Below are 21,352 nucleotides of genomic sequence, written 5' to 3'. Positions count from 1 at the left end.
CCCCCCCCCCCCCCCCCCCCCGCCCCCCCCCCCCCCGGCCCCCCCCCCCCCCCCCCCCCCCCCCCCCCCCCCCCCCCCCGACTCGATGAGGGTCAGGCGCGGCCGGTGAAGGCCGGCGAGCGCTTCTGCTGGAACGCGGCGAATCCCTCGCGGTAGTCGTCGGTGTCGCACAGTGCGGCTTGCGCACGGTTCTCGTCCGCCATCGACTGCCACAGCCCGAGCCGCTCGTCGCGCAACGCGTGCACGAGCTCCTTGCTCTCCAGGAACGCTCTCGTCGCGCCGGTCGAAGCCTTCCGGGCGGCCGCGCGGGTCGCATCCGTCACCTCGTCGGCGGGGAACACCTGCGAGAAGAGCCCGGATGCCACCGCCTCCGACCCACTCATCAGCCGGCCTGTGTAGATCAGGTCGAGGGTCTTGTGCGCCCCGAGCCGCTCGAAGAAGAGGGCGTGCCCGCCCGAGTCGAGCGTGGCGCCCAGGTTCGCGAACGGCGAGCCGATCTTCGCGGTGTCCGCGACGTAGACGACATCCGTCGCGATGAGCAGGCCGAGCCCGACGCCGAGGCACGCCCCGTGCGCGACAGCGAACGTCGGCGCCGGGAAGCTGCTCATCCGCTCGAGCAGCGGCGTGACCAGCCCACCGAGGTAGCCCAGCACGTCGTCGTCTTGTGGATCGACCTCGGAGATGTCCCGGCCGGCGCAGAACGCTCGCCCCTCACCTCGGAGCAGCAGCGCGCGCACGCCCGCCGATTCTGCCTCGCGGTAGGCGGCGTCGAGTTCGGCGATCGCCTGAGGGTCGAGCGAGTTCAGCTTGTCCGGGGCATTCATCACCACCTCGGCAACGTTGTCGGCGATGGTCAGCTCGATCACGTCATCTGCTCCTTCGGTTGAGCGGGGTCTCGCGACCACCGGCTGTCACACGTCGTAGTCGACCACGACGGCCGGGGTTTTCGGATGCGACTGGCATGTGAGCACGTATCCGCGCTCGAGCTCGTCCGGTTCGAGCGCGTAGTTCTCGGTCATCTGCACGCTGCCCTCGATGAGACGCGCCCGGCACGTGCCGCACACGCCACCAGCGCACGCGAACGGCACATCCGGACGCACCCGCAGCGCGGCGTTCAGGATCGACTCGTTCGCGCTCACCGGGCTCTCGACCGTCGCGGAGTGCCCGTCGAGGATGAACTCGATGCGGAACGTCTCCTCGCCGCGCTGCACCACGACGGGTCGTCCGGCGTTCCCGGATGCCTGGTCCGGCTCACCGGTCGTGAACAGCTCGAAGTGCACGTGCGTCGGGTCGACGCCGACCGAGGCGAGCGTGTCGCGGCACAGCTGCACGAGTTCGAATGGGCCGCACAGGAACCACTCGTCGACGTGCGCGGGCGGGATGAGTGCGTCCAGCATCCGGCGCAGTTTGTCCTCGTCGATGCGGCCGGACAGCAGCGGGGCGGTGCGCTGCTCGCGGGAGAGCACGTGGTGCAGCGCGAGTCGGGCGGGGTAGCGGTCCTTCAGCTCGGCGAGGTCCTCCAGGAACATGACGTCCATGGTTGAGCGGTTCGTGTAGACGAGGGTGAACCGCGAGGTGTCCGAGCGAGCCAGCACGGTCTGCGCAAGCGACATCAGCGGGGTGATACCCGACCCTGCGGCGATGCCGACGACGTGCTTGTCGTCGAGGTCGTCCAGCTGGGAGGTGAAAGTGCCCTGTGGGCTCATGACGTCGATGCGGTCGCCCGGGTGCAGTTCAGCATTCGCCCAGGTCGAGAACCGGCCGCCGAGGTCGCGTTTGATCGCAACGCTGATCGACCCAGGATGCGGCGGGCGGCAGATCGAGTAGCTGCGCCGCAGCTCCTGGCCGTCGATGCTCGCGCGCAGGGCGACGTACTGGCCGGCGAGGTAGTCGTATTCGCCGTGCAGCTCGTCCGGCACCGCGAACGTGACCTCGACGCTGTCGGCGGTGAGCGGTCGCACGTCCGCGACCTCGAGCGAGTGGAAACGCGCGCGTTTGCGCGTGGTCGCGGGCACTCAGAGCACCTTGAAGTAGTCGAACGGTTCGAGGCAGTCGCGGCACTCGTAGAGCGCCTTGCACGATGTCGAGCCGAAGCGTGCCAGCTCGCGCGTGTTGAGCGAGTCGCAGCGCGGGCACTTCACCGTCAGCTGCACCCGGATCGGTCCGTCGCCGCGCGCTGGCGCGTTGCCGCTCGGCGGGGTGATGCCGTAGCTGCGCAGCTTTTCGCGTCCGGCTTCGCTCATCCAGTCGGTCGTCCAAGCGGGTGAGAGCACGAGCCTAACGTCAACGTCCCGGTAGCCTTCCCGCAGCAGCGCCTCCGTGACGTCGGCGCTCATCGCTTCCATCGCCGGGCATCCGGAGTAGGTCGGCGTCAGCTCGACCCGCACGCGCTCGCCGTCCAGGGTGACAGAGCGCAACACGCCAAGGTCCTCGATGGTCAGCACCGGGATCTCGGGGTCGGTCACCGTGGCGGCGACGTCCCAGGCGTGCCGGGCGCGGGCATCCGTCGGCGCCGGGCGGGCGATCGTCTCTACCATTTCGCCTCCGGGTGCTGCCGGGCGAGCACCTGCATCTCGGCGAGCAGGTACCCCATGGTGGAGAAGTGGCTGCCGCGACGGCCACCCCCTGAGGAGATCATGCCCTTGGGCAGTTCGATCCCGGCCTCGGTGAACACCGCGTCGACCACGGCGTCGAAGTCGGCGCGCAAGGTGGATGGCCGCACCGCGACGCCCTCCAGAGCGTCGATCAGCGGTTCGTCGCGGAACAGCTCATCGACGTACGGCCAGACGTCGTGCAGTGCGACGATCATCCGGCGCCGGGATTCGTCCGTGCCGCCGGCGAGCCGCAGCACCCACTGGGTGGCGTGGTCGCGGTGGTAGGCGACCTCCTTGGCGGCCTTCGCGGCGATTGCGGCGAGGGTCGCGTCGCTCGACGAGGTCAGCCGCGGGTACAGCGCGTCGAGGTAGACGGATGCGACGAACTGCCGGGCGATGGTGTGGGCGAAGCCGCCGTTCGGCTGCTGGAACAGCCAGGCGGTGCGGAACTCCGGTTCGTTGCGGAAGTAGGCGAGGTCGTCTTCGGTGCGACCGGACGCTGTGCCCGCGTACCGCAGCAGTGAGCGGGCGTGGCCGAGGAGGTCGAGGGCGATGTTGCCCAGTGCGACGTCTTCCTCGAGCTCGGGCGCGCGGGAGATCCACCAGCCGAGCTGCTGGGCGAGGATCAGCGCGTCGTCGCCCAGCCAGAGCGCGTACTCCGCGACATCCGGAGTCGCCACCGCGCCCTGGTCGCCCTCGAGCTCAGCCGACAGCTCGACCTGGTCGACCGAGACGTGCACCTCGGAGTCAGTCACAGGTGCTTCACTCCCTCGGATTTCGTGTAGTACGAGGCGTGACGGTAGTTCTTGCCTGCGGGGCTTTCGAAGAAGGCGCCCTTGAGGTCCGGGTCGCTGGTGGTGATCGCAGCGGCAGGGACAACCCAGATCGACACGCCCTCGTTGCGGCGCGTGTACAGGTCGCGCGCGTTCCGGATTGCCATCTCCTCGTCCGGGGCGTGCAGCGAGCCGACGTGCACGTGGCTCAGGCCGCGGTTCGCGCGCACGAAGACCTCCCAGAGCGGCCAGGCCTCTGTCTCGATCTCACCCGGTGTCGGCATCAGGCCACCTCCGCTCGTGCTGCCGCCTGCTTGCGGGCGTACTCGGCGGCGGCCTCGCGCACCCATGCGCCCTCTTCGTGTGCTTCGCGCCGCCGCTGCAGCCGCTGCGAGTTGGTCGGACCGCGGCCCGCGAGCACCTCGTGGAACTCGTCCCAGTCGATGTCGCTCATGTCGTACGCGCCCTTCTCCTCGTTCCAGCGCAGCTTCGGGTCGGGGAGCGTGACGCCGAGCACCTCGGCCTGCGGGATGAGCATGCCGATGAACCGCTGCCGAAGCTCGTCGTTGGAGAACCGCTTGATCTTCCACGCCATCGACTGCGCCGAGTTGGGGGACTCGTCATCCGGCGGGCCGAACATCATGAGCGACGGCCAGTACCAGCGGTTGACGGCATCCTGTGCCATCTCCCGCTGTGCGGGCGTGCCCTGCATGAGCTCGAGCAGGATCTCGAAGCCCTGACGCTGGTGGAACGACTCCTCCTTGCAGATGCGCACCATGGCGCGGCCGTAGGGGCCGTAGGAGGCGCGGCACAGCGGGACCTGGTTGCAGATCGCCGCGCCGTCGACGAGCCAACCGATCGCACCCATGTCCGCCCAGGTCGGGGTGGGGTAGTTGAAGATCGACGAGTACTTGGCCTTGCCTGCGATCAGCTGGTCGGTCATCTCCTCACGGGAAATCCCGAGGGTCTGCGCCGCCGAGTAGAGGTACAGGCCGTGGCCGGCCTCGTCTTGCACCTTGGCCATCAGGATCGCCTTGCGCTTGAGGCTCGGAGCCCGGGTGATCCAGTTGGCTTCCGGCTGCATGCCGATGATCTCCGAGTGGGCGTGCTGGGAGATCTGCCGGATGAGCGACTTGCGATAGCTCTCCGGCATCCAGTCCCTGGGCTCGATGCGCGAATCAGCGGCAATCAGGTCGTTGAATTGCTTCTCAGCCTCGGAGAGTTCTGGCTCCACCGGGGCGAGGTCTGCAGGGGTTGTCATCGTCGACTCCTGATGCTCCAACGGCATTTCTAACCGATCGTTCGGTTAGTATATAGTGTCTCGTAGCGCGGCGGCAATGAGGCCGTGCGCGCGTACATCCCGACCGAAGCAGGGGAGCGACAGTGACCGAAGCCGCCGCACCGAACCGGGCGATGATGGAGCGCGATCTGGCTTCTGCCGCGCTCGGCATGGTCGTCGAACGGGACGATCCTGGCCACGCAGTCGTCACCATGAAGGTGCGCGAAGACATGACCAACGGCTTCCACATCACGCACGGCGGGCTCGTGTTCGCGCTCGCGGACACCGCATTCGCCATCGCGTGCAACGAGGATGAGAACATCACGGTGGCGGCGGGGGCCGACATCACCTTCCTGAAGTCGACCCGCGCCGGGCAGAGCCTCACCGCGACCGCCGTGCGGAAGGTGCGCAGCGGACGCACCGGCCTCTATGACGTGACCGTCACCGACGACACCGGCGATGTGGTCGCCGAGTACCGGGGACGCAGCGTCTCCACCAACCGCAGCCTGGGCACGCCCGGCTGATCCGTGCCCCGCCCGGGATGGGAGACTGGTGGCCTATGTCAGAACTGATCGAACCGCGCCGTGGCCGTCCCGGCTACGACCAGCGCCGCATCCTCGAGGTCGCGGTGACCGCGTTCATCGAGTTCGGCTACGACGCGACCTCGATGGGCGTGCTGGCCGAGCGGCTAGGGCTGTCGAAGTCGGCGATCTACCACCACTTCTCGTCGAAGGACGAGATTCTGCAGCGCGCGCTGAATGAGGCGCTCGACGCGCTGGAGGCCTTGCTGACGGATGAGCAGGCGCGCGCCGGGCGAGCCGCCGACCGGCTCGCGTACGTGCTCCGTGGCGCGGTGCACGTGCTGGTCGACAAGCTCCCGTTCGTGACGCTGCTGCTGCGGGTACGCGGCAACACCGAGGTGGAGCGGGAGGCTCTGCGCCGCCGGCGTGAATTCGACCGCGCGGTCACCGCATTGTTCGTCGAGGCGGGCCAGGAGGGCTCGCTGCGCAGCGACATCGACGCTCGCGTCGTCGAGCGGCTGGTGTTCGGCATGATCAACTCGATCGTCGAGTGGTACCGGCCGGAGGGCCGCGAGAGCGTCGATCGCCTGGCGGACGACGTGCTGGCGATCGCCCTCGATGGGCTGCGGATGCCGGCTGTCGCCCGCGTCCTCCCGTAGCCCTGCCGCCCCGCCCGCCGAGACTGCAGGAATCGGCGTCTAGGGAGGTCCATTCCGCACCTTCCGCAGTCTCGCGGAAATGACCGACTCCATCTAACCGAGCATTCGCGCCGAGACTGCACAAAAGTGCGATTGGGAGGCCCATTCCGCCCTTTTTCTGCAGTCTCGCGGAGGTGAGTTCAATGAGTTCAGGCGGCGAGTGTCTTTGCCACCAGGGTCAGCACGTCGTACTGCGCCACCAGCTCGTCGTTCTGGTTGCGCAGCACAGCATCCCAGCGCACCTCGCCGTAGTCGTCGGTCTCGCGCGGCGTGATCTGCTTCGCGGTGAGCTCGACCCGGATGGCGTCACCCGGCGACACCGGCGTGACGAAGCGCAGGTTCTCCAGCCCGTAGTTGGCGAGCACCGGCCCCGGCTCAGGGTCCACGAATAGCCCAGCAGCCCACGAGATGAGCAGGTAGCCGTGCGCCACCCGGCCGGGGAAGAACGGGTTCGCGGCCGCGGCATCCTCGTCCATGTGGGCGTAGAACTTGTCGCCCGTGAAGTTCGCGAACAGCTCGATGTCATCCAGCGTCACGGTGCGCGGCTCGGACACGACCTGGTCACCGATCCGCAGCTCGGCCAGGGACTTGCGGAACGGATGCCGACCATCCGGATTCGACTTCGCCCCGGCATGCCAGACACCGGTCAGCGCGGTGAGCATCTCGGGGGAACCCTGCACCGCGGTGCGCTGCATGTGGTGCAGCACCGCGCGGATGCCGCCCAGCTCCTCGCTGCCGCCGGCGCGGCCCGGCCCACCGTGTACAAGGTGCGGCACGGGCGAACCGTGCCCTGTCGAGGTGCCGGCGTTGTCCCGGTCGAGCAGCAGGACGCGCCCGTTGTAGGCGGAGATCCGCTCGGTGATGCCGACCGCGAACTCGGGGTCGTGGGTCGCCACACTCGTGACGAGCGAACCGCCACCGTGCGCGACGAGCTTGACCGCCTCATCGAGCGTGCGATAGCCGACGATCGACGACACAGGGCCGAACGCCTCGACCTGGTGCAGCGCCTCGGTGTTCGGGTCATCGAACCGCAGCATGAGCGGGGCGAAGAAGGCTCCCTCCGGGGCCAGCGCGCGACTGCCGTCGGCTCGGGTCACGTCGGGGTCGGCGGTCGACCCGATGACGATCTCACCGCCGGCCGCTTCGAGCTTGCCGACCTGGCGCAGCACCTCGTCGCGCTGTTCCAGAGACGCGAGCGGTCCCATCGTGACGCCCTCCGCGCGCGGGTCGCCGACCACGATCCGCTCCTCAATGCGCGCCCGAACGGCGTCGATGACGGCGTCCACGGATGCCGCGGGCACGACCGCCCGCCGGATGGCGGTGCACTTCTGCCCTGCCTTCGAGGTCAGCTCGTTCACCAGCTGCTTGACGTAGGCGTCGAACTCCGGGGTCTCGGGCGTCGCATCCGGCCCCAGCACTGACGCGTTGATCGAGTCGGTCTCGCTCGAGAACCGCACCCCGCCGGTCTGCACCGACTCGTGCGAACGCAGGCGCTCGGCGGTCGAAGCGCTGCCGGTGAACGACACCAGGTCGCCGAGTCGCAGGTGCTCGAACAGGTCGGGCACGCTGCCCGAGACCAGCTGCAGCGAGCCATCCGGAAGCAGCCCGGTCTCGACGAGAATTCGCACGTACGCCTCGGTGAGGTAACCGGTAGGGGTCGCGGGCTTCACGAGCGTCGGCACCCCGGCCAGGAACGCCGGCGCGAATTTCTCGAGCGACCCCCAGACCGGGAAGTTGAAGGCGTTGATCTGCACCGCAACGCCGGGGAGGCGCGTGTAGATGTGGCGGCCCAGGAAAGAGCCGTCCTTGGACAGGTTCTCGACCGGCCCATCGACGTAGACCCGCGCGTTCGGCAGTTCGCGCCGCCCCTTCGACGAGTAGGTGAACAGCACTCCGATGCCACCATCGATGTCGACCCAGGAGTCCCGCTTGGTCGCGCCGGTGCGGGAGGACAGCGCGTACAGCTCGTCCTTGCGCTCGGTCAGGGTGAGCGCGAACTGCTTGAGCAGCACCGCCCGCTGGTGGAAGGTCAGCTCGCCGAGGCTCGCCTGCCCGACCGTGCGCGCGTAGTGGAGCGCGCCGGCCAGGTCCAGGCCCGCGGTCGACACCCGGGTCACGACCTCGCCGGTGGACGCGTCGCGCACGGTGGCAGCGCCGTCGGCCGACTCGGGCGTCCACCACTGGCCGTTGACGTAGCTCGGCAGGATCTCGCTCATCGATTGCTCTCCTTTGAGGGGTTCTCGTCCCAGCGGTAGAAGCCCTGGCCGCTCTTGCGGCCCAGCTTTCCCTCGGCGACGAGCCGGCGCAGCAGCGCAGGGGGTTCGAAACGATCGCCGAGTTCGGCGTGCAGGTACTCGGCGATGCCGAGGCGCACGTCGAGGCCGACGATGTCGGTCAGCTTCAACGGGCCGACCGGATGCTTGTAGCCCAGGGTCATGGCCGCGTCGATGTCCTCGGCGCTGGCGACCCCGGATTCGAGCATGCGGATCGCCTCCAGGCCGATGGCGACGCCGAGCCGGGAGGACGCGAACCCGGGAGCATCACGCACCGTGATCGGCGTCTTGCCCAGCGCGGCCACCCAGCCGCGCGCCTCGCCGAGGAGTTCGGGCTGGGTCGCATCCCCGGCGACGATTTCGACGAGCGCCGACGCCGGCACCGGATTGAAGAAATGCAGGCCGAGGAAGCGGCCAGGGCGCAGCAGTTCGGAGGCGAGCGAGTCGATGGAGATCGACGACGTGTTGCTGGCGAGCACCGCGCCGGGCGAGAGCTGCGCCTCGACTCGCCGCAGCGCGTCCAGCTTGAGGTCGCGTTCTTCTGGCACAGCCTCGATCACGAGCGCGCAATCGGCGAAGGCGGCAACATCCGTGCCGGTGTGCAGGGCGCTGGCGAGGTCGTCGCGCGACAGCACTGTCTTGCCTCGGTCGATGCTCTCCTCGACGCTGTCCGTGATTCGCCCGAGCGCCGCGGCAGCGGCTTCCGGATCCCGCTCGACCACGATCACGTCCGCGCCGGCCAGCAGGAAGGCGTGCGCGATGCCGGCGCCCATCCGGCCGCCGCCGAGCACTCCGACGCGCTCTGGAACGGTCACTTCTTCTTCTCCAGGAACTCGGTCATCCGACGGTGCTTCTCCGGGCCCTCGAACAGCACGGCCTGCTCCTCGAGGTCGACACGTGGGTGCTCGGCGCGCGGCGCGGTGAGCACGCGCTTGGTGGCCATGGTCGCGGCGGCGTCGTTGCGCGCGATACGGTCGGCGATCGCGTGCGCGGCAGGCAGTAGTTCCTCGGCAGGGTGCAGCGCGCTCACCAGACCGATCGCCAGGGCCTCGTCGGCGCCGACGCTCCGGCCGGTGAGCAGCAGGTCGGCCGCCCGCGCGGCGCCCACGATCTCCTTGAGCCTCCAGCTCGCGCCGGCCGCCGCGATGATGCCGAGGCCGGTCTCCGGGTTGCCGATCTTCAGGCTCACCGTGCCGATCCGGATGTCCGCGGCGTACGCCAGCTCGGCGCCGCCGCCAAGGGCGTAGCCGTCGATCGCGGCGATCACCGGCATGGGCAGCGCGGCGACCCGGATGAAGGCGTTCGCGTTGATGCCGCGCAGCGCGTCCTTGGCGGTGCGCTCGCGCAGCTGGGCGATGTCGGCACCGGAAGCGAATACGCCGTCGGCGCCGGTGATAATGAGGATGCGGGGGTCCTTCTCCAGCTCGTCGCACAGCTCGTGCAGGGCGTCGATGGTCGCCTGGTCGATGGCGTTGCGCACGTCGGGCCGGTTGAGGGTCGCGACGACCCGGTCGTCCAGGCGTTCGACGAGCAGCGGCGCGCTCACGACACCCGTTCCACGATCATGGCCGTGCCCTGGCCGACGCCGACGCACATGGTTGCGAGTCCGTACCGGGAGTCCTCGCGCTCCATCCGGCCGAGCAACGTGACGATCAGCCGGGAGCCGCTCGAGCCGAGCGGGTGGCCGAGCGCGATCGCGCCGCCGTCAACGTTCACGCGTTCCGGGTCCAGGCCGAGTCGCCGGATGCAGGCGATCGACTGGGTGGCGAACGCCTCGTTGAGCTCGATCGAGCCGAGGTCGTCGATCGTCAGGCCGGTGCGGGCGAGCGCCTTCTGCGTCGCGGGGACCGGCCCGAGGCCCATGATCTCCGGGGCGAGCCCGGCGCTGGTCCCGACGACGACGCGCGCACGCGGTTCGAGCCCGTACTTCTCCACCGCCTCGCCGCTGGCGATCACAATGGCCGACGATCCATCGTTGAGCGAGCTGGAGTTCCCGGCGGTGACAACGGTGCCGCCCTTCACCACCGGCCGCAGAAGGCCAAGAGCTTCAAGAGTGGAGTCGCGGCGCGGCCCCTCGTCGACGAGCACCTCACCGGTGGCGGTCGGCACGCCGATGATCTCGTCGGCGAAGTGTCCGGCGTCGATCGCGGCCGTGGCCCTCTGCTGGCTGCGCAGCGCGAACTCGTCGGCTTCCTCGCGCGTGATCAAGTCGACTCGCGCGACCTCCTCCGCGGTCTCTGGCATCGAGAAGGTGGCCTTGTCGCGCGCGAGCAGTCTCGGGTTGGCGAAGCGCCAGCCGATCGAGGTGTCGTAGGCGTCGCCGGGTTTCGCCCAAGGCTTCTGCGGCTTTGCCTGCACCCATGGTGCGCGCGTCATCGACTCCACGCCGCCTGCGACAATGAGGTCGGCGTCGCCGGCGCGCACAGCCTGCGCCGCCATGGCTATCGCCGACATGCCGGATGCGCACAGCCGGTTCACGGTGATGCCGGGCACGTCATCCGGCAACCCGGCGAGGAGCACGCCCATCCGGCCGACGTTGCGGTTGTCTTCGCCGGCCTGATTGGCCGCGCCGAAGATAACCTCGTCGATGCGCTCGGGGTCGATTCCGGCTCGACGTACCGCCTCACCGATCACGAGTGCGGCGAGGTCGTCCGGTCTGACCGTTGCGAGGGCCCCTCCGTAGCGTCCGACCGGCGTGCGAACCCCACCGACGAGAAAGGCCTCCGCCATGCTCTCTCCTGACCGCGTTGTCGGGCGAACGGGGAATTAGTGACCGACCGTTCAGGAAATAATTATGCCAGATCAGCGCGGCGACGGTACCCGGATCATGCCCTCCTGCGCGACGCTCGCGACGAGCACTCCTTCGCGCGTGTAGAACCGGCCGTGCGACAGGCCGCGGCCGCCGGTGGCGCTGGGCGACTCCTGCACGTAGAGCAGCCACTCGTCGACGCGCGCAAACCGGTGGAACCACATCGCGTGGTCGAGGCTCGCGACCTTGAGGCCGGGCGTCGCCCACGCGAGCGAGTGCCGGCGCAGCACCGACTCGAGGATGGGGTAGTCGCTTGCGTAGGCGAGCGCGGCACGGTGCAGATTCGGGTCATCCGGAAGGTCGCCCGTCGCCCGCAACCAGATGGCCTGCTGGGGCGAGCTGTCTCGGTCGGGCTCGAGGTAGATCGGCTCCTGAACGTGCCGCATGTCGAACGGCCTGCCTTTGGCCCAGTAGCGCGCGATGACGTGGTCGTGGCCATCGAGGACCTCCTCGTCCGTCGGCAGCGATTCCGGTGGCGGGACGTTTCCATCGACGTCAACCTGGTGGTCAAGGCCCTCATCCACGGTCTGGAACGACGCGATCATCGACAGGATCGGAAGACCACTCTGGTACGCCTGGCTGCGGCGGGTGGAGAACGAGCGGCCGTCGTGGATGCGGTCCACCGTGAAGGTGATCGGCAGCTGCACGTCGCCGGGGCGCAGGAAGTAGCCGTGCAGAGAGTGGACGATGCGGTCCTCGGGCACGGTGCGGACGGCGGCGACGAGCGACTGGGCGAGAACCTGGCCGCCGTACACGCGGCCGTGCGGCATCCATTGGCTGGGGCCCGTGAAGATGTCTTTGCCTGCCGGTGCACCGGTGTCGTCGAGGTCGAGAGCGGCGAGCATTCCAAACAGGGGGTCGTTCATGGGTCTCCCGGCTCAGCGGGCGCGAGCGGCGCCAGTTGTTTCCAGCTAGTTTAGTTTGGGTAATGAACCGAACCTTCTCATTGGTCGATTCCCTCTCCCTCAGTGATCTGCAGACCTTCCTCGGTCGCGCCGGCAGGGTGGAGGACGGCTCCGTGCGCCTTATTTCGGGCTCGGGCGTGCTCGCGGTGTACGTGGCGGTGCTCTACCCGGTCGGCCTGCGCGATGAGACACCGACGGTGCTCGGCCTGCGCACGTTCGCGCTGACAGACTCTGAGGCGTTCGACGCGGTCGTGCCGGTGCGCTCGCTGCTGGACCGTCTCGCGCGGGCGCAGTCGAACGTGACCGATCCGGATGCGCCGGTGACGGTCAGCCTGCCGATCGAGGTGAACACGGTGGTGTGGGCCGCGATCTCGCCCCCGCGTGGCGGCTGGACCCAGCACGACCCGGTGGGCCCGGTCGTGCTCTCTCGGGTCGCGGACGAAGGCATCCGGGAGGTGGCAGACACCGTCGGCACCGAAACCGGTGAGCAGCTCGTGCGTTCGGTGCGGGCCGAGGTGTGGGGCCGCCCGATTCCAAGCATCGAGTACGTCCCGGCCGGCGCGGCGTTCGCCGCGCATTCTCTGGGTTTCATCGGTGACGACGACGTGCGGATCTACGAGACCGGCCCCTGGACTCGGCTGACCAGCCAGCGCGGGCACGTTCTCGTGCGCCGCAGGGCGTGGACACTGCAGGTCTGACTCAGGGTCGAGTCCACATTGTGGTTGTCGAGCCAGCCGAGACCTTTCATGTGGATAACTTCCGGCCTCCGATGTCGGAATGTCGGTGGCAGGGTGTGCACTGGATTCATGGAGAACTTCACCGGCACCGGAGGTCAGGTCGACGCTGAGATTCAGCCTCGCGGGCTCGCCGATGCGGGTTGGGAGCTGCCGGCCGATGAGGTCGAGGCGAGGTTCCGTGCGCTGGTGGCCGGGCTGGAGCCGGAGAGTCCGATCGACGCCGGCATCAAGCGGGTGGCCTTGCTGCAGGCGAGGAAGGCGCAGTTGGAGGCCGAGGAGGCCCGGGAGCTGGCCATGCTGGCCCGGCTGTACGTGGCCGAGGAGGGTCCGGATGCCCGGGTGGATCTGGTTTACCGGTCGTTGGCGGCAGAGTTGGCGTTGGCCTGCCGGGTGTCGGATCGGACCATGGAGAGCCGGATCATCTACGCCGAGGAGCTGGTCGACGAGTACCCCGGCACGCTGGAGGCGCTGGCGGCCGGCACGATCGGCATCGGGCACGCCCGCGTCATCGTCGAGTGCGGCGACCCGATCGACGATCCGGAGCTGCGCGGCAAGTACGAGGCCGCGGTGCTCAAGCGGGCGGTGAACATCACCCCCGGCCGGTTACGGCGGCTGGCGCGGCAGGCAGCCGAGAAGCTCGCCGCGGTGACCTTCGAGGAGCGGCACCGGAAGGCTCGGGAGGGCCGCTCGGTGCGCATGTTCGAGGGCGTCGACGGGATGTCGGAGCTGGTGCACACCGTGCCGACCGTGTTCGCGGTGGCGATGTTCGACCGGCTCACCGCGCAGGCCAAGGCGGTCAAGGCCGCCAACCCGGCAGACGCCCGCACTCTTGATCAGGTGCGTGCCGACCTGGCCTGCGAGCTGGTGCTCACCGGGCAGCCCTCGGGCGACCCGGATGCCCCGCACGCCGCCGGGATCGGTATCCGCCCGGAGGTGTCGATCCTCATTCCGGTCCTCACCCTGCTCGGCGAAAGCGACGAGCCGGCGAGCATTGCCGGACGCGGTCCGATCGGCTTGGACGATGCCACCCGGCTGGCCGGGAACGCGCCCAGCCTGATCCGGGTGCTCACCCATCCGGTCAGCCAGCAGGTGCTGGCGGTGGACAGCTACCGGCCGTCAAAGAAGCTGCGTCGCTACCTGCATCGCCGCGACGGGCGATGTCGATGTCCGTCCTGCGCACGGCCGCCCGGCGACTGCGACCTCGACCACACCACCGCCTGGCAGCACGGCGGCAAGACGGAGGTCGGCAACCTCGCAGACCTGTGCCCGAATCATCACACCATCAAGCACCTGCCCGGCTGGAGCGTGAAACAGATCAGTCCCGGCGTGCTGGAATGGACCAGCCCCCACGGCGTCACCGCCGTCGACATCCCGGACACACCCGTCACCTTCCAATAGGGGTGAACGGGGAGGCGAGTCGGGTCAACCGATCTGCAGCGGGTCAGGCCGTCAGCGAAGGCATGAACTCGAACACCACGGCGAAGATGACGCCGATCATCCAGATGGCGGCGACAAGCCCGAACATCAGGATGGCGATCTCCAGCCACATGACTGCGATTCCGCGGCCCGCTCGGCGCCGTGCGACGACCGCTCGACCGATCACGTAGACGGCCGGGGAGAGGATCGACCATGCGGCGTGAAACGGGCGTGGGATCCCTTCGCGCTTCAGCGCGGACCAGTCCAGGAAGGCGCAGCCGATGAGCAGCGCCAGGCCGCCCCAGCCGGAGAGCATCGAGACCAACGACGCCTGGGACGTCAGCGCCGCGAGCTGCCCTTGAATGGAAGCGTCCAGCGAAAGTCGCATGTACTCGGCCCAGTCGATGGTCAGCAGGGCGATGGTCTGCAGCACCTGAACCCCCAGCATCACCCAGATCCACGGGGTGTAGACGCGCGCGCCCTCTGGTGCAGTGAGGTCGACCCGCTCTGTCGTGTACGGGTGCTGGTAGTGCTCGGTCCAGGCCACTCCGTCCCACCAACGTTGACGCTGGCTGCCGTCGTTGGCGGGGTACCAGCCTGCGGGCGCTGCGACGTCGGACATGGGCCTCCTCGAATAGTCGAGGACAGCTTAGGGGTGCTTAGGCGCTCGCCGCGGCAGCGCGCCCGGCGGCGCGCCCGCTGAACAGGCATCCGCCGAGAAACGTTCCCTCGAGCGACCGGTACCCGTGGACGCCGCCGCCGCCGAATCCGCTCGCCTCGCCCGCCGCGTACAGGCCGGGAATCGGTCGCCCGTCGGTGCCGAGGGCTCGTGAGTCAAGGTCGGTTTCGATGCCGCCAAGGCTCTTGCGGGTCAGCAGGTGCAGCTTCACCGCGATGAGTGGACCGGCCTTCGGATCGAGGATGCGATGCGGGCCAGCCACTCGGATGAGCCGGTCGCCGCGGTACTTGCGTGCCTGCCGCAGTGCGTTCACCTGGGCGTCCTTCGCGAACGGGTTGGTGAGTTCGCGGTCACGAGCTTCGACCTCGGCGCGGATGCGGTCCGCGTCGAGTGGCACGTCCGATTTCGCCTGCATGCCGGCGATGAGCTCGTCCAGCGTGTTCGCGACGACGAAGTCCTCTCCGCGCCGCTTGAATGCCTCGACTGGTGCGGGGGCGCCCTTCCTCACCCGCTGCAGCAGCAGCTTGAAGTCCTTGCCGGTGAGGTCGGGGTTCTGCTCGCTGCCCGAGAGCGCGAACTCCTTCTCGATGATCTTCTGGGTCAGCACGAACCACGAGTGCGCGTGGCCGGTCGCGACGATGTGCTCGAGGGTGCCGAGCGTGTCGAAGCCGGGGAACAGCGGCACCGGCAGCCGCTTGCCGGTCGCGTCAAGCCACACGCTGGACGGACCAGGCAGGATCCGGATGCCATGCAGCGGCCACACCGGGCTGTGATTCTTGATGCCCTCGACGTAGTGCCACATTCGGTCCCCGTTGATGAGGCGTGCCCCGGCTCGCTCGCTGATGCCGAGCATCCGCCCGTCGACGTGGGCGGGCACACCTGAGAGCAGGTCGGCCGGCGCGTCGCCCATCCGGCGCGGCCACTGGTCGCGCACCAGGTCGTGGTTGCCGCCGATGCCGCCGCTGGTGACGATCACCTGGCCGCTGGCCTCGAACTCGCCTCCCGGCTCGCGGTTGCTCGCCGCGCCGCGCTCGGCGGCATCCGGCTGCAGGATGGTGCCGCGCACGCCGACCACCGCGCCGCCGTCGACCACGAGTTCGTCGACGCGGTGCCGGAACGCGAGGGTGACGAGGCCTGGCTGCTGTCCGTCGCGCACCGTCTTGATGAACGGCGCGAGCACTCCCGGGCCGGTGCCCCAGACGATGTGGAACCGCGGCACCGAGTTGCCGTGGCCGAGTGCCGTGTACCCGCCCCGCTCGGCCCAACCGACGACCGGGAAGAACCGGATGCCGAGACCGTGCAGCCACGCGCGCTTCTCACCGGCCGCGAAATCCAGGTATGCCTCGGCCCAGCGCTGCGGCCACAGGTCTTCCTCACGGTCGAAGCCGGCCGACCCGAACCAGTCCTGGCGGGCGAGCTCGGGCGAGTCCTTCACTCCCATCCGGCGCTGCTCGGGCGAATCGACGAGGAACAGTCCGCCGAAGGACCACCAGGCCTGGCCGCCGAAGCTCGCCTCCGGTTCCTGCTCGAGGATGGTCACGCGCTTGCCCGCGTTCACCAGTTCGGCCGCGGCCACCAGCCCTGCCAGCCCGCCGCCAACAACCAAGACGTCACTGTCCAACTCCGTCGTCATGCCCTCATCTTTCCCTAACCCGTCTCAAGGAGATGTTCGCCGCGGCGACGGATGTTGCGGGCGAGTCGGCAGCGAAGCGGCAGGAAATCCTTGAGACGGGTTAAGAGCGGCCGCGGATGCGGCGGGACAGCGTGTCGGCAGCGCGCGAGACGGCACGGGCGAGCCGGGGCGCGTCGGCGAGCAGGTTGCGGCGGAAGGTGAGGCCGACCGCGGCCGCCGGGTAGTCGTTGTGGTCGAGCACGGCGGAGGCGACGGATGCGTAGGCCGGGTTGATGTCGCCGTCCTCGGTCGCCCAGCCGCGGTCCCGGGTTTGGGCGAGCAGCTCCTCGAGCGCGGCGACGGTGGCTGGCCCCTGCTCGGTGCGCAGCTGGAGGTCGCCGGGGGAGTAGTTGGCCGCGAACTGGGCGGGCGGCAGCGCAGCGAGCATCGCACGCCCGGTCGCGGTCAGGTGGGCGGGCAGGCGCACGCCGACGCTGGTCACCACCGCCGGTGCGCGGGCGGCCGCGACCTTCACCGCGTAGACGACGTCGGTGTGCTGCAGCAGCCCGAGGTGTCCGACAACCGGCAGCTTCGTCTCGGCGACCAGCCGCTCGAGCAACGGTCGGCCGATCCGCGCGAGGGCATTCGACGCCAGCACCGTCGTGCCGATCTCACCGATTAGCGGCCCCAGCGAGTAGCCCTGGTGCTCGGGCGAGTGCACGACGAAGCCCTCATCCTGCAGCACGGCCAGCAGGTGGTAGACGCTCGACCGGGGCAGTTCGAGTTCGCGCGCGATGGTCGCGGCGCGCACAGGGCCGCTCCGTTCGGCGAGGTGCCGGATGATGCGCAGTGCGCTCCTCGCGGCGGGCACGTTCATGCACTTATTGTCTCGTATCCGAGACACATTGTGCGATCAACCGGCGCTCGGGGCACGGTTCGGGAGTTTGATGTGACCATGGCTGTTTCTCTCGGTACCGGGCCGCTGTCGCCCGGTGATGTCGTCGCCGTCGCCCGGGATGACGAACCCGTCGAGCTCGCCCCGGATGCCCTCACCGCGATGGCCGAGTCCCGGGCGGTTGTCGAGCAGCTCGCGAGCGACGACCAGCCGCACTACGGCGTCTCCACCGGCTTCGGCGCGCTCGCGAGCAAGCACATCCCGTTCGAGCGGCGCACCCAGCTGCAGCGCTCGCTCGTCCGCAGTCACGCAGCCTCCAGCGGCGCAGAGGTCGAACGCGAGGTGGTGCGCGCGACCATGCTGCTGCGCCTGTCGACGCTGGCTACAGGGCGCACCGGGGTCCGCCCGGTCGTCGCCGAGACCTACGCGGCACTGTTGAACGCAGGGCTAACCCCGGTCGTCGGCGAGTACGGCAGCCTCGGCTGCTCGGGGGACCTGGCCCCACTCGCCCACATCGCACTCGCGGCGATGGGCGAGGGCACGGTGCGGGATTCCAGCGGCACCCTCGTCGAGGCATCCGACGCGCTCGCCGCGGCCGGCATCGAGCCGATCGAGCTGCACGAGAAGGAGGGCCTCGCCCTCATCAACGGCACCGACGGCATGCTCGGCATGCTCGTCCTCGCGCTGAACGACCTGCGCGCGCTTGTCACCACCGCTGATCTCGCCGCAGCGATGAGCGTCGAGGGTCTCACCGGGACCGGCGCGGTGTTCGCCGCCGACCTGCAGGCGCTGCGGCCGCATCCGGGACAGCGCGACTCCGCGGCGAACATGCGCGCGGTGCTCGCCGACTCCGACATGGTGAGCCACCCGACTGGATTCACCCGGGTGCAGGACGCCTACTCGCTGCGGTGCGCGCCGCAAGTGCACGGCGCGGTGCGCGACACCATCCAGCACGCCGCGATGGTCGCCGAGCGCGAGCTGGCAGCGGCGATCGACAATCCGGTGGTGACTCCGGATGGCCGGCTCGAGTCGAACGGGAACTTCCACGGCGCACCGCTCGGCTACGTGCTCGACTTCCTCGCCATCGCTGTCGCCGACCTGGCCAGCATGAGCGAGCGCCGCACCGACCGCTTCCTCGACGTCGCCCGCAATCACGGGCTGAACGCGTTCCTCGCCGACGACCCCGGCGTCGACTCCGGCCATATGATCGCCCAGTACACCGCCGCGGGGATCGTCAACGAGCTCAAGCGGCTCGCCACGCCGGCGAGCGTCGACTCGATCCCGTCGTCGGCGATGCAGGAGGACCACGTCTCGATGGGCTGGGGCGCCGCCCGCAAGCTGCGGCGCGCGATCGACGGACTCGGCCGCGTCATCGCGATCGAGCTGCTCACCGCCGCTCGCGCGATGGACTTGCGCGCGCCGGTCGAGCCTGGCCCAGTCGCATCCGCGGTCCGGGCACGGTTGCGGGAGGCGATCGAGGGGCCGGCGACCGACCGCTATCTCGCCCCTGAGATCGAGGACGCCTATGCGATGGTGTTGGACGGCTCGCTGCTGCAGGCTGCGGCAGTCGTCGTCTCGGAGCGAGGAGGAGAACTCGTATGAGCGGACCACGACCGGTGCGCGCCCACCGCGGCAACGCCCTGAACACCCTCGGCTGGCAGCAGGAGGCCGCCCTCCGGATGCTGCAGAACAACCTCGACCCTGAGGTTGCAGAGCATCCGGATGCGCTGGTCGTCTACGGCGGGACCGGCAAGGCCGCGCGCGACTGGGCGAGCTTCGACGCGATCGTGCGCACGCTGACCACTCTCAAGGGCGACGAGACCATGCTCGTCCAGTCCGGCCGGCCGGTCGGCGTCATGCAGACCCACGAGTGGGCGCCGCGCGTGCTCATCGCCAACTCGAACCTCGTCGGCGACTGGGCCAACTGGGACGAGTTCCGCCGCCTCGAGCAGCTCGGCCTGACCATGTACGGGCAGATGACCGCAGGCTCGTGGATCTACATCGGAACGCAGGGCATCCTGCAGGGCACCTATGAAACCTTCGCCGCGGTCGCAGCCAAGCGCAACGGTGGCACCCTGGCTGGCACGATCACACTGACCGGCGGGCTCGGCGGGATGGGCGGCGCCCAACCGCTCGCGGTGACGATGAACGGCGGCGTCGCGATCTGCGTCGACGTCGACCCGAGCCGCATCGCGCGCAGGCTGGAGCACCGCTACCTCGACGTGCAGGCCGACAGCCTGGAGCACGCGCTCCAGCTCGCCTACGACGCCCGCGACGCCCGCCGGCCGCTCAGCATCGGGGTGCTCGGCAATGCGGCGGATGTCGTGCCGCGGCTGCTCGCGATGGGCGCCGAGATCGACATCGTCACCGACCAGACGAGCGCGCACGACCCGCTCGCCTACCTGCCGCTCGAGTTCTCGTTCGACGAGTGGGACGCCGCACGGAGCGCCGACCCGGCCGGTTTCGCGAACGCGGCGCGCCAGTCGATGGCGCGGCACGGCGAGGCGATGGTGGGCTTCCAGAATTCGGGCGCCGAGGTGTTCGACTACGGCAACAACATCCGCACCGAGGCGCTCGCCGCCGGGTACGCCGACGCGTTCGCGTTCCCCGGGTTCGTGCCCGCCTACATCCGGCCGCTGTTCGCCGAGGGGAAGGGCCCGTTCCGCTGGGCAGCGCTCAGCGGCGACCCCGCCGACATCGCGGCGACCGACCGGGCGGTGCTCGAGCTGTTCCCGGAGAACGAATCGCTGGCCCGCTGGATCAAGCTCGCGGGGAAGCGCGTGCACTTCCAGGGACTGCCCGCCCGCATCTGCTGGCTCGGCTACGGCGAACGCGACGTCGCCGGGCTGCGCTTCAACGACATGGTCGCATCCGGCGAACTCGGCGCACCGATCGTGATCGGCCGCGACCACCTCGACTCGGGCTCGGTCGCCTCGCCCTACCGCGAGACGGAGGCGATGCTCGACGGGTCCGACGCCATCGCCGACTGGCCGCTGCTGAACGCGCTGGTGAACACGGCATCCGGCGCCAGCTGGGTGTCGATCCACCACGGCGGCGGTGTCGGCATCGGCCGGTCGATCCACGCCGGCCAGGTGTCGGTGGCCGACGGGACGCCGCTCGCCGCAGAGAAGCTCGCCCGGGTGCTGCGCAACGATCCCGGGATGGGCGTCGTCCGTCACGTCGATGCCGGGTACGACCACGCCGTCGAGATCGCCGATGAGCGCGGTGTGCGCATCCCCATGCGGGAGACTGGCGACTGATGGCTCTGTCGCACGATCCGCTCTGGCCCCGCGCGGGCGACTGGCCCGCGCCCGCCGGTGCCGCCGATGTCGCGCTGGTCGGGGTGCCGACCTGGCGCACCTCGCTGTCGGCGACTGACGCCGGGAAGACCCCGGCGGCCGTGCGGGAGGCTCTCCGCTACTACGGCGAGTTCGCGTATACCGTGCCGTGGGGCGAGCTGTCGATCGTCGACTGCGGTGACCTGGCCGATCCGGATGCCGACGAGCGGGCGGCCGCAGCGGCGATCGCCGCGATCGAGGCCGAGTTGGTGATCGCGCTCGGCGGCGACAACGCCGCGACCGTGCCGACCGCGTTGGGCCGGATGGGCGACGGGTTGGCGGCCGGCGGGCTGGTCACCCTCGACGCCCATCACGACCTGCGGGACGGCGTCAGCAACGGGTCGCCGGTGCGGCGGCTGATCGAGGCCGGCCTCGACGGCGGCCGGGTCGTGCAGGTCGGGATCGCCGACTTCGCGAACTCCGCCGAGTACGCAGCGCGTGCCGCCGACTACGGCATCACGGTTGTGCACCGCGACGCCCTGATGCTGCGACCGATGGCGGACGTGATGGCGGAGGCGCTCGAGTTGGCGGCATCCGGGGGTGGCCCGGTGCACGTCGACCTGGACGTGGATGTGTGCGATCGCTCGGTCGCGCCGGCCTGCCCGGCGTCGGTTCCGGGCGGAATCTCGGCGCACGAGCTGCGGATCGCCGCGCGACTGGCTGGTGCGCATCCGGCCGTCCGCTCGGTCGATCTGGTCGAGGTTGACGCGACGAAGGACACACCAGATCAGCGGACCATCCGGCTGGTCGCGCTGTGCGTACTCGAGTCGGTAGCAGGATTTCGAAGTAGAACACTGTAAGTTAAGGCGTCGTTAAATTTTGA

General features: G+C 69.5%; 21 protein-coding genes. 7 read left to right on the top strand and 14 right to left on the bottom strand.

Annotated features, from left to right (window positions below; translation table 11 throughout):
* Nucleotides 1-92: 92 nt before the first annotated feature.
* Genes IRG63_RS08065 through paaA form a run of 6 tightly spaced genes read right to left on the bottom strand, consistent with a single transcriptional unit; the run spans nt 93 to nt 4,628 of the window.
* Nucleotides 93-866 (bottom strand): enoyl-CoA hydratase/isomerase family protein, encoded by a 774-nt coding sequence (locus IRG63_RS08065; protein WP_193509790.1) that lies wholly within the window; start codon nt 864-866, stop codon nt 93-95.
* A gap of 45 nt (nt 867-911) precedes the next feature.
* Complete coding sequence (gene paaE, locus IRG63_RS08060; protein ID WP_193509789.1) at nt 912-2,015, bottom strand: 1,2-phenylacetyl-CoA epoxidase subunit PaaE; 1,104 nt, start codon at nt 2,013-2,015, stop codon at nt 912-914.
* Nucleotides 2,016-2,537, bottom strand: a complete 522-nt coding sequence (paaD, locus tag IRG63_RS08055; protein WP_193509788.1) for a 1,2-phenylacetyl-CoA epoxidase subunit PaaD — start codon at nt 2,535-2,537, stop codon at nt 2,016-2,018.
* On the bottom strand, nt 2,531-3,349 hold the full coding sequence (gene paaC, locus IRG63_RS08050) for a 1,2-phenylacetyl-CoA epoxidase subunit PaaC (RefSeq protein ID WP_370566207.1): 819 nt from the start codon (nt 3,347-3,349) through the stop codon (nt 2,531-2,533). Before paaC ends, paaD begins: the two co-directional genes overlap by 7 nt.
* Nucleotides 3,346-3,651 (bottom strand): 1,2-phenylacetyl-CoA epoxidase subunit PaaB, encoded by a 306-nt coding sequence (gene paaB / locus IRG63_RS08045; RefSeq protein WP_168626948.1) that lies wholly within the window; start codon nt 3,649-3,651, stop codon nt 3,346-3,348. The genes paaC and paaB overlap by 4 nt, the downstream gene beginning before the upstream one ends.
* A complete protein-coding gene (gene paaA / locus IRG63_RS08040) occupies nt 3,651-4,628 on the bottom strand; it encodes a 1,2-phenylacetyl-CoA epoxidase subunit PaaA (protein WP_168626949.1) in 978 nt (325 codons plus the stop codon). Before paaA ends, paaB begins: the two co-directional genes overlap by 1 nt.
* Nucleotides 4,629-4,750: 122 nt before the next feature.
* On the opposite strand from paaA, the gene paaI reads away from it, so the two are divergent.
* Nucleotides 4,751-5,170 carry a hydroxyphenylacetyl-CoA thioesterase PaaI gene (gene paaI / locus IRG63_RS08035; protein WP_370566206.1) on the top strand — a complete coding sequence of 140 codons (420 nt, stop codon included), beginning with the start codon at nt 4,751-4,753 and terminating at the stop codon, nt 5,168-5,170.
* Nucleotides 5,171-5,205: 35 nt separating this feature from the next.
* On the top strand, nt 5,206-5,826 hold the full coding sequence (locus IRG63_RS08030; RefSeq protein ID WP_193509787.1) for a TetR/AcrR family transcriptional regulator: 621 nt from the start codon (nt 5,206-5,208) through the stop codon (nt 5,824-5,826).
* Nucleotides 5,827-6,014: 188 nt separating this feature from the next.
* Here the strand turns inward: IRG63_RS08030 and paaZ are convergent, their stop codons facing one another.
* The 5 genes from paaZ to IRG63_RS08005 all read right to left on the bottom strand — a co-directional run bounded on the left by paaZ (nt 6,015) and on the right by IRG63_RS08005 (nt 11,813).
* Nucleotides 6,015-8,081 (bottom strand): phenylacetic acid degradation bifunctional protein PaaZ, encoded by a 2,067-nt coding sequence (gene paaZ, locus IRG63_RS08025; protein WP_193509786.1) that lies wholly within the window; start codon nt 8,079-8,081, stop codon nt 6,015-6,017.
* Complete coding sequence (locus IRG63_RS08020; RefSeq protein WP_168627705.1) at nt 8,078-8,911, bottom strand: 3-hydroxyacyl-CoA dehydrogenase family protein; 834 nt, start codon at nt 8,909-8,911, stop codon at nt 8,078-8,080. The genes paaZ and IRG63_RS08020 overlap by 4 nt, the downstream gene beginning before the upstream one ends.
* Nucleotides 8,912-8,949: 38 nt before the next feature.
* Entirely contained in the window at nt 8,950-9,684 is a 735-nt protein-coding gene (locus IRG63_RS08015) for an enoyl-CoA hydratase/isomerase family protein (RefSeq protein WP_168626952.1), read from the bottom strand.
* Entirely contained in the window at nt 9,681-10,868 is a 1,188-nt protein-coding gene (locus tag IRG63_RS08010) for an acetyl-CoA C-acyltransferase (protein ID WP_193509784.1), read from the bottom strand. Before IRG63_RS08010 ends, IRG63_RS08015 begins: the two co-directional genes overlap by 4 nt.
* 72 nt (nt 10,869-10,940) lie before the next feature.
* Nucleotides 10,941-11,813 (bottom strand): acyl-CoA thioesterase II, encoded by an 873-nt coding sequence (locus IRG63_RS08005; protein WP_193509783.1) that lies wholly within the window; start codon nt 11,811-11,813, stop codon nt 10,941-10,943.
* 62 nt (nt 11,814-11,875) lie between these two features.
* Here IRG63_RS08005 and IRG63_RS08000 point away from each other — a divergent pair, with 62 nt between their 5' ends.
* Both IRG63_RS08000 and IRG63_RS07995 read left to right on the top strand, forming a co-directional pair.
* Nucleotides 11,876-12,550 (top strand): hypothetical protein, encoded by a 675-nt coding sequence (locus IRG63_RS08000; RefSeq protein WP_168626955.1) that lies wholly within the window; start codon nt 11,876-11,878, stop codon nt 12,548-12,550.
* Between the two features lie 108 nt (nt 12,551-12,658).
* Nucleotides 12,659-13,987: an HNH endonuclease signature motif containing protein gene (locus tag IRG63_RS07995; RefSeq protein WP_193509782.1), complete on the top strand. Its 1,329-nt coding sequence runs from the start codon at nt 12,659-12,661 to the stop codon at nt 13,985-13,987.
* A 43-nt stretch (nt 13,988-14,030) separates the two neighbouring features.
* Here IRG63_RS07995 and IRG63_RS07990 read toward each other — a convergent pair whose 3' ends face one another.
* The 3 genes from IRG63_RS07990 to IRG63_RS07980 form a co-directional block, all read right to left on the bottom strand.
* On the bottom strand, nt 14,031-14,627 hold the full coding sequence (locus tag IRG63_RS07990) for a DUF2510 domain-containing protein (protein WP_193509780.1): 597 nt from the start codon (nt 14,625-14,627) through the stop codon (nt 14,031-14,033).
* Nucleotides 14,628-14,664: 37 nt separating this feature from the next.
* Nucleotides 14,665-16,317, bottom strand: a complete 1,653-nt coding sequence (locus tag IRG63_RS07985; protein WP_168626958.1) for an FAD-binding dehydrogenase — start codon at nt 16,315-16,317, stop codon at nt 14,665-14,667.
* Nucleotides 16,318-16,417: 100 nt separating this feature from the next.
* Entirely contained in the window at nt 16,418-17,173 is a 756-nt protein-coding gene (locus tag IRG63_RS07980) for an IclR family transcriptional regulator (protein WP_193509779.1), read from the bottom strand.
* 78 nt (nt 17,174-17,251) lie between these two features.
* Between IRG63_RS07980 and hutH the strand changes: the two genes are divergently transcribed.
* The 3 genes from hutH to IRG63_RS07965 are packed head-to-tail and all read left to right on the top strand — an operon-like array spanning nt 17,252 to nt 21,329.
* Entirely contained in the window at nt 17,252-18,793 is a 1,542-nt protein-coding gene (hutH, locus tag IRG63_RS07975) for a histidine ammonia-lyase (protein ID WP_193509778.1), read from the top strand.
* The gene (gene hutU, locus IRG63_RS07970; protein ID WP_193509777.1) at nt 18,790-20,451 is read left to right on the top strand and encodes a urocanate hydratase; all 1,662 of its coding nucleotides are present in this window, start codon (nt 18,790-18,792) and stop codon (nt 20,449-20,451) included. Before hutH ends, hutU begins: the two co-directional genes overlap by 4 nt.
* Nucleotides 20,451-21,329, top strand: coding sequence for an arginase family protein (locus IRG63_RS07965; protein WP_193509776.1), 879 nt, complete (start codon nt 20,451-20,453; stop codon nt 21,327-21,329). Before hutU ends, IRG63_RS07965 begins: the two co-directional genes overlap by 1 nt.
* Nucleotides 21,330-21,352: the final 23 nt, after the last annotated feature.

Origin of the sequence: Cryobacterium sp. BB736 (assembly GCF_014980265.1) — a bacterium.
In the GTDB taxonomy this organism is placed as follows: Bacteria; Actinomycetota; Actinomycetes; order Actinomycetales; family Microbacteriaceae; genus Terrimesophilobacter.
The sequence above is the reverse complement of the archived record's forward strand: the minus strand, read 5'-3'. Positions and strand labels throughout refer to the sequence as shown.

What these genes read in the sequence shown, in the direction of transcription:
- hutU (WP_193509777.1), top strand. Translation starts at nt 18,790, where the DNA reads ATGAGCGGACCACGACCGGTGCGCGCCCACCGCGGCAACGCCCTGAAC.
- IRG63_RS08020 (WP_168627705.1), bottom strand. Translation starts at nt 8,911, where the DNA reads ATGGGCGCCGGCATCGCGCACGCCTTCCTGCTGGCCGGCGCGGACGTG.
- hutH (WP_193509778.1), top strand. Translation starts at nt 17,252, where the DNA reads ATGGCTGTTTCTCTCGGTACCGGGCCGCTGTCGCCCGGTGATGTCGTC.
- IRG63_RS07995 (WP_193509782.1), top strand. Translation starts at nt 12,659, where the DNA reads ATGGAGAACTTCACCGGCACCGGAGGTCAGGTCGACGCTGAGATTCAG.
- paaD (WP_193509788.1), bottom strand. Translation starts at nt 2,537, where the DNA reads ATGGTAGAGACGATCGCCCGCCCGGCGCCGACGGATGCCCGCGCCCGG.
- IRG63_RS07985 (WP_168626958.1), bottom strand. Translation starts at nt 16,317, where the DNA reads ATGACGACGGAGTTGGACAGTGACGTCTTGGTTGTTGGCGGCGGGCTG.
- paaZ (WP_193509786.1), bottom strand. Translation starts at nt 8,081, where the DNA reads ATGAGCGAGATCCTGCCGAGCTACGTCAACGGCCAGTGGTGGACGCCC.
- IRG63_RS08010 (WP_193509784.1), bottom strand. Translation starts at nt 10,868, where the DNA reads ATGGCGGAGGCCTTTCTCGTCGGTGGGGTTCGCACGCCGGTCGGACGC.
- IRG63_RS07980 (WP_193509779.1), bottom strand. Translation starts at nt 17,173, where the DNA reads ATGAACGTGCCCGCCGCGAGGAGCGCACTGCGCATCATCCGGCACCTC.
- IRG63_RS08000 (WP_168626955.1), top strand. Translation starts at nt 11,876, where the DNA reads ATGAACCGAACCTTCTCATTGGTCGATTCCCTCTCCCTCAGTGATCTG.
- IRG63_RS08030 (WP_193509787.1), top strand. Translation starts at nt 5,206, where the DNA reads ATGTCAGAACTGATCGAACCGCGCCGTGGCCGTCCCGGCTACGACCAG.
- paaB (WP_168626948.1), bottom strand. Translation starts at nt 3,651, where the DNA reads ATGCCGACACCGGGTGAGATCGAGACAGAGGCCTGGCCGCTCTGGGAG.
- IRG63_RS08005 (WP_193509783.1), bottom strand. Translation starts at nt 11,813, where the DNA reads ATGAACGACCCCCTGTTTGGAATGCTCGCCGCTCTCGACCTCGACGAC.
- paaA (WP_168626949.1), bottom strand. Translation starts at nt 4,628, where the DNA reads ATGACAACCCCTGCAGACCTCGCCCCGGTGGAGCCAGAACTCTCCGAG.
- IRG63_RS07990 (WP_193509780.1), bottom strand. Translation starts at nt 14,627, where the DNA reads ATGTCCGACGTCGCAGCGCCCGCAGGCTGGTACCCCGCCAACGACGGC.
- IRG63_RS07965 (WP_193509776.1), top strand. Translation starts at nt 20,451, where the DNA reads ATGGCTCTGTCGCACGATCCGCTCTGGCCCCGCGCGGGCGACTGGCCC.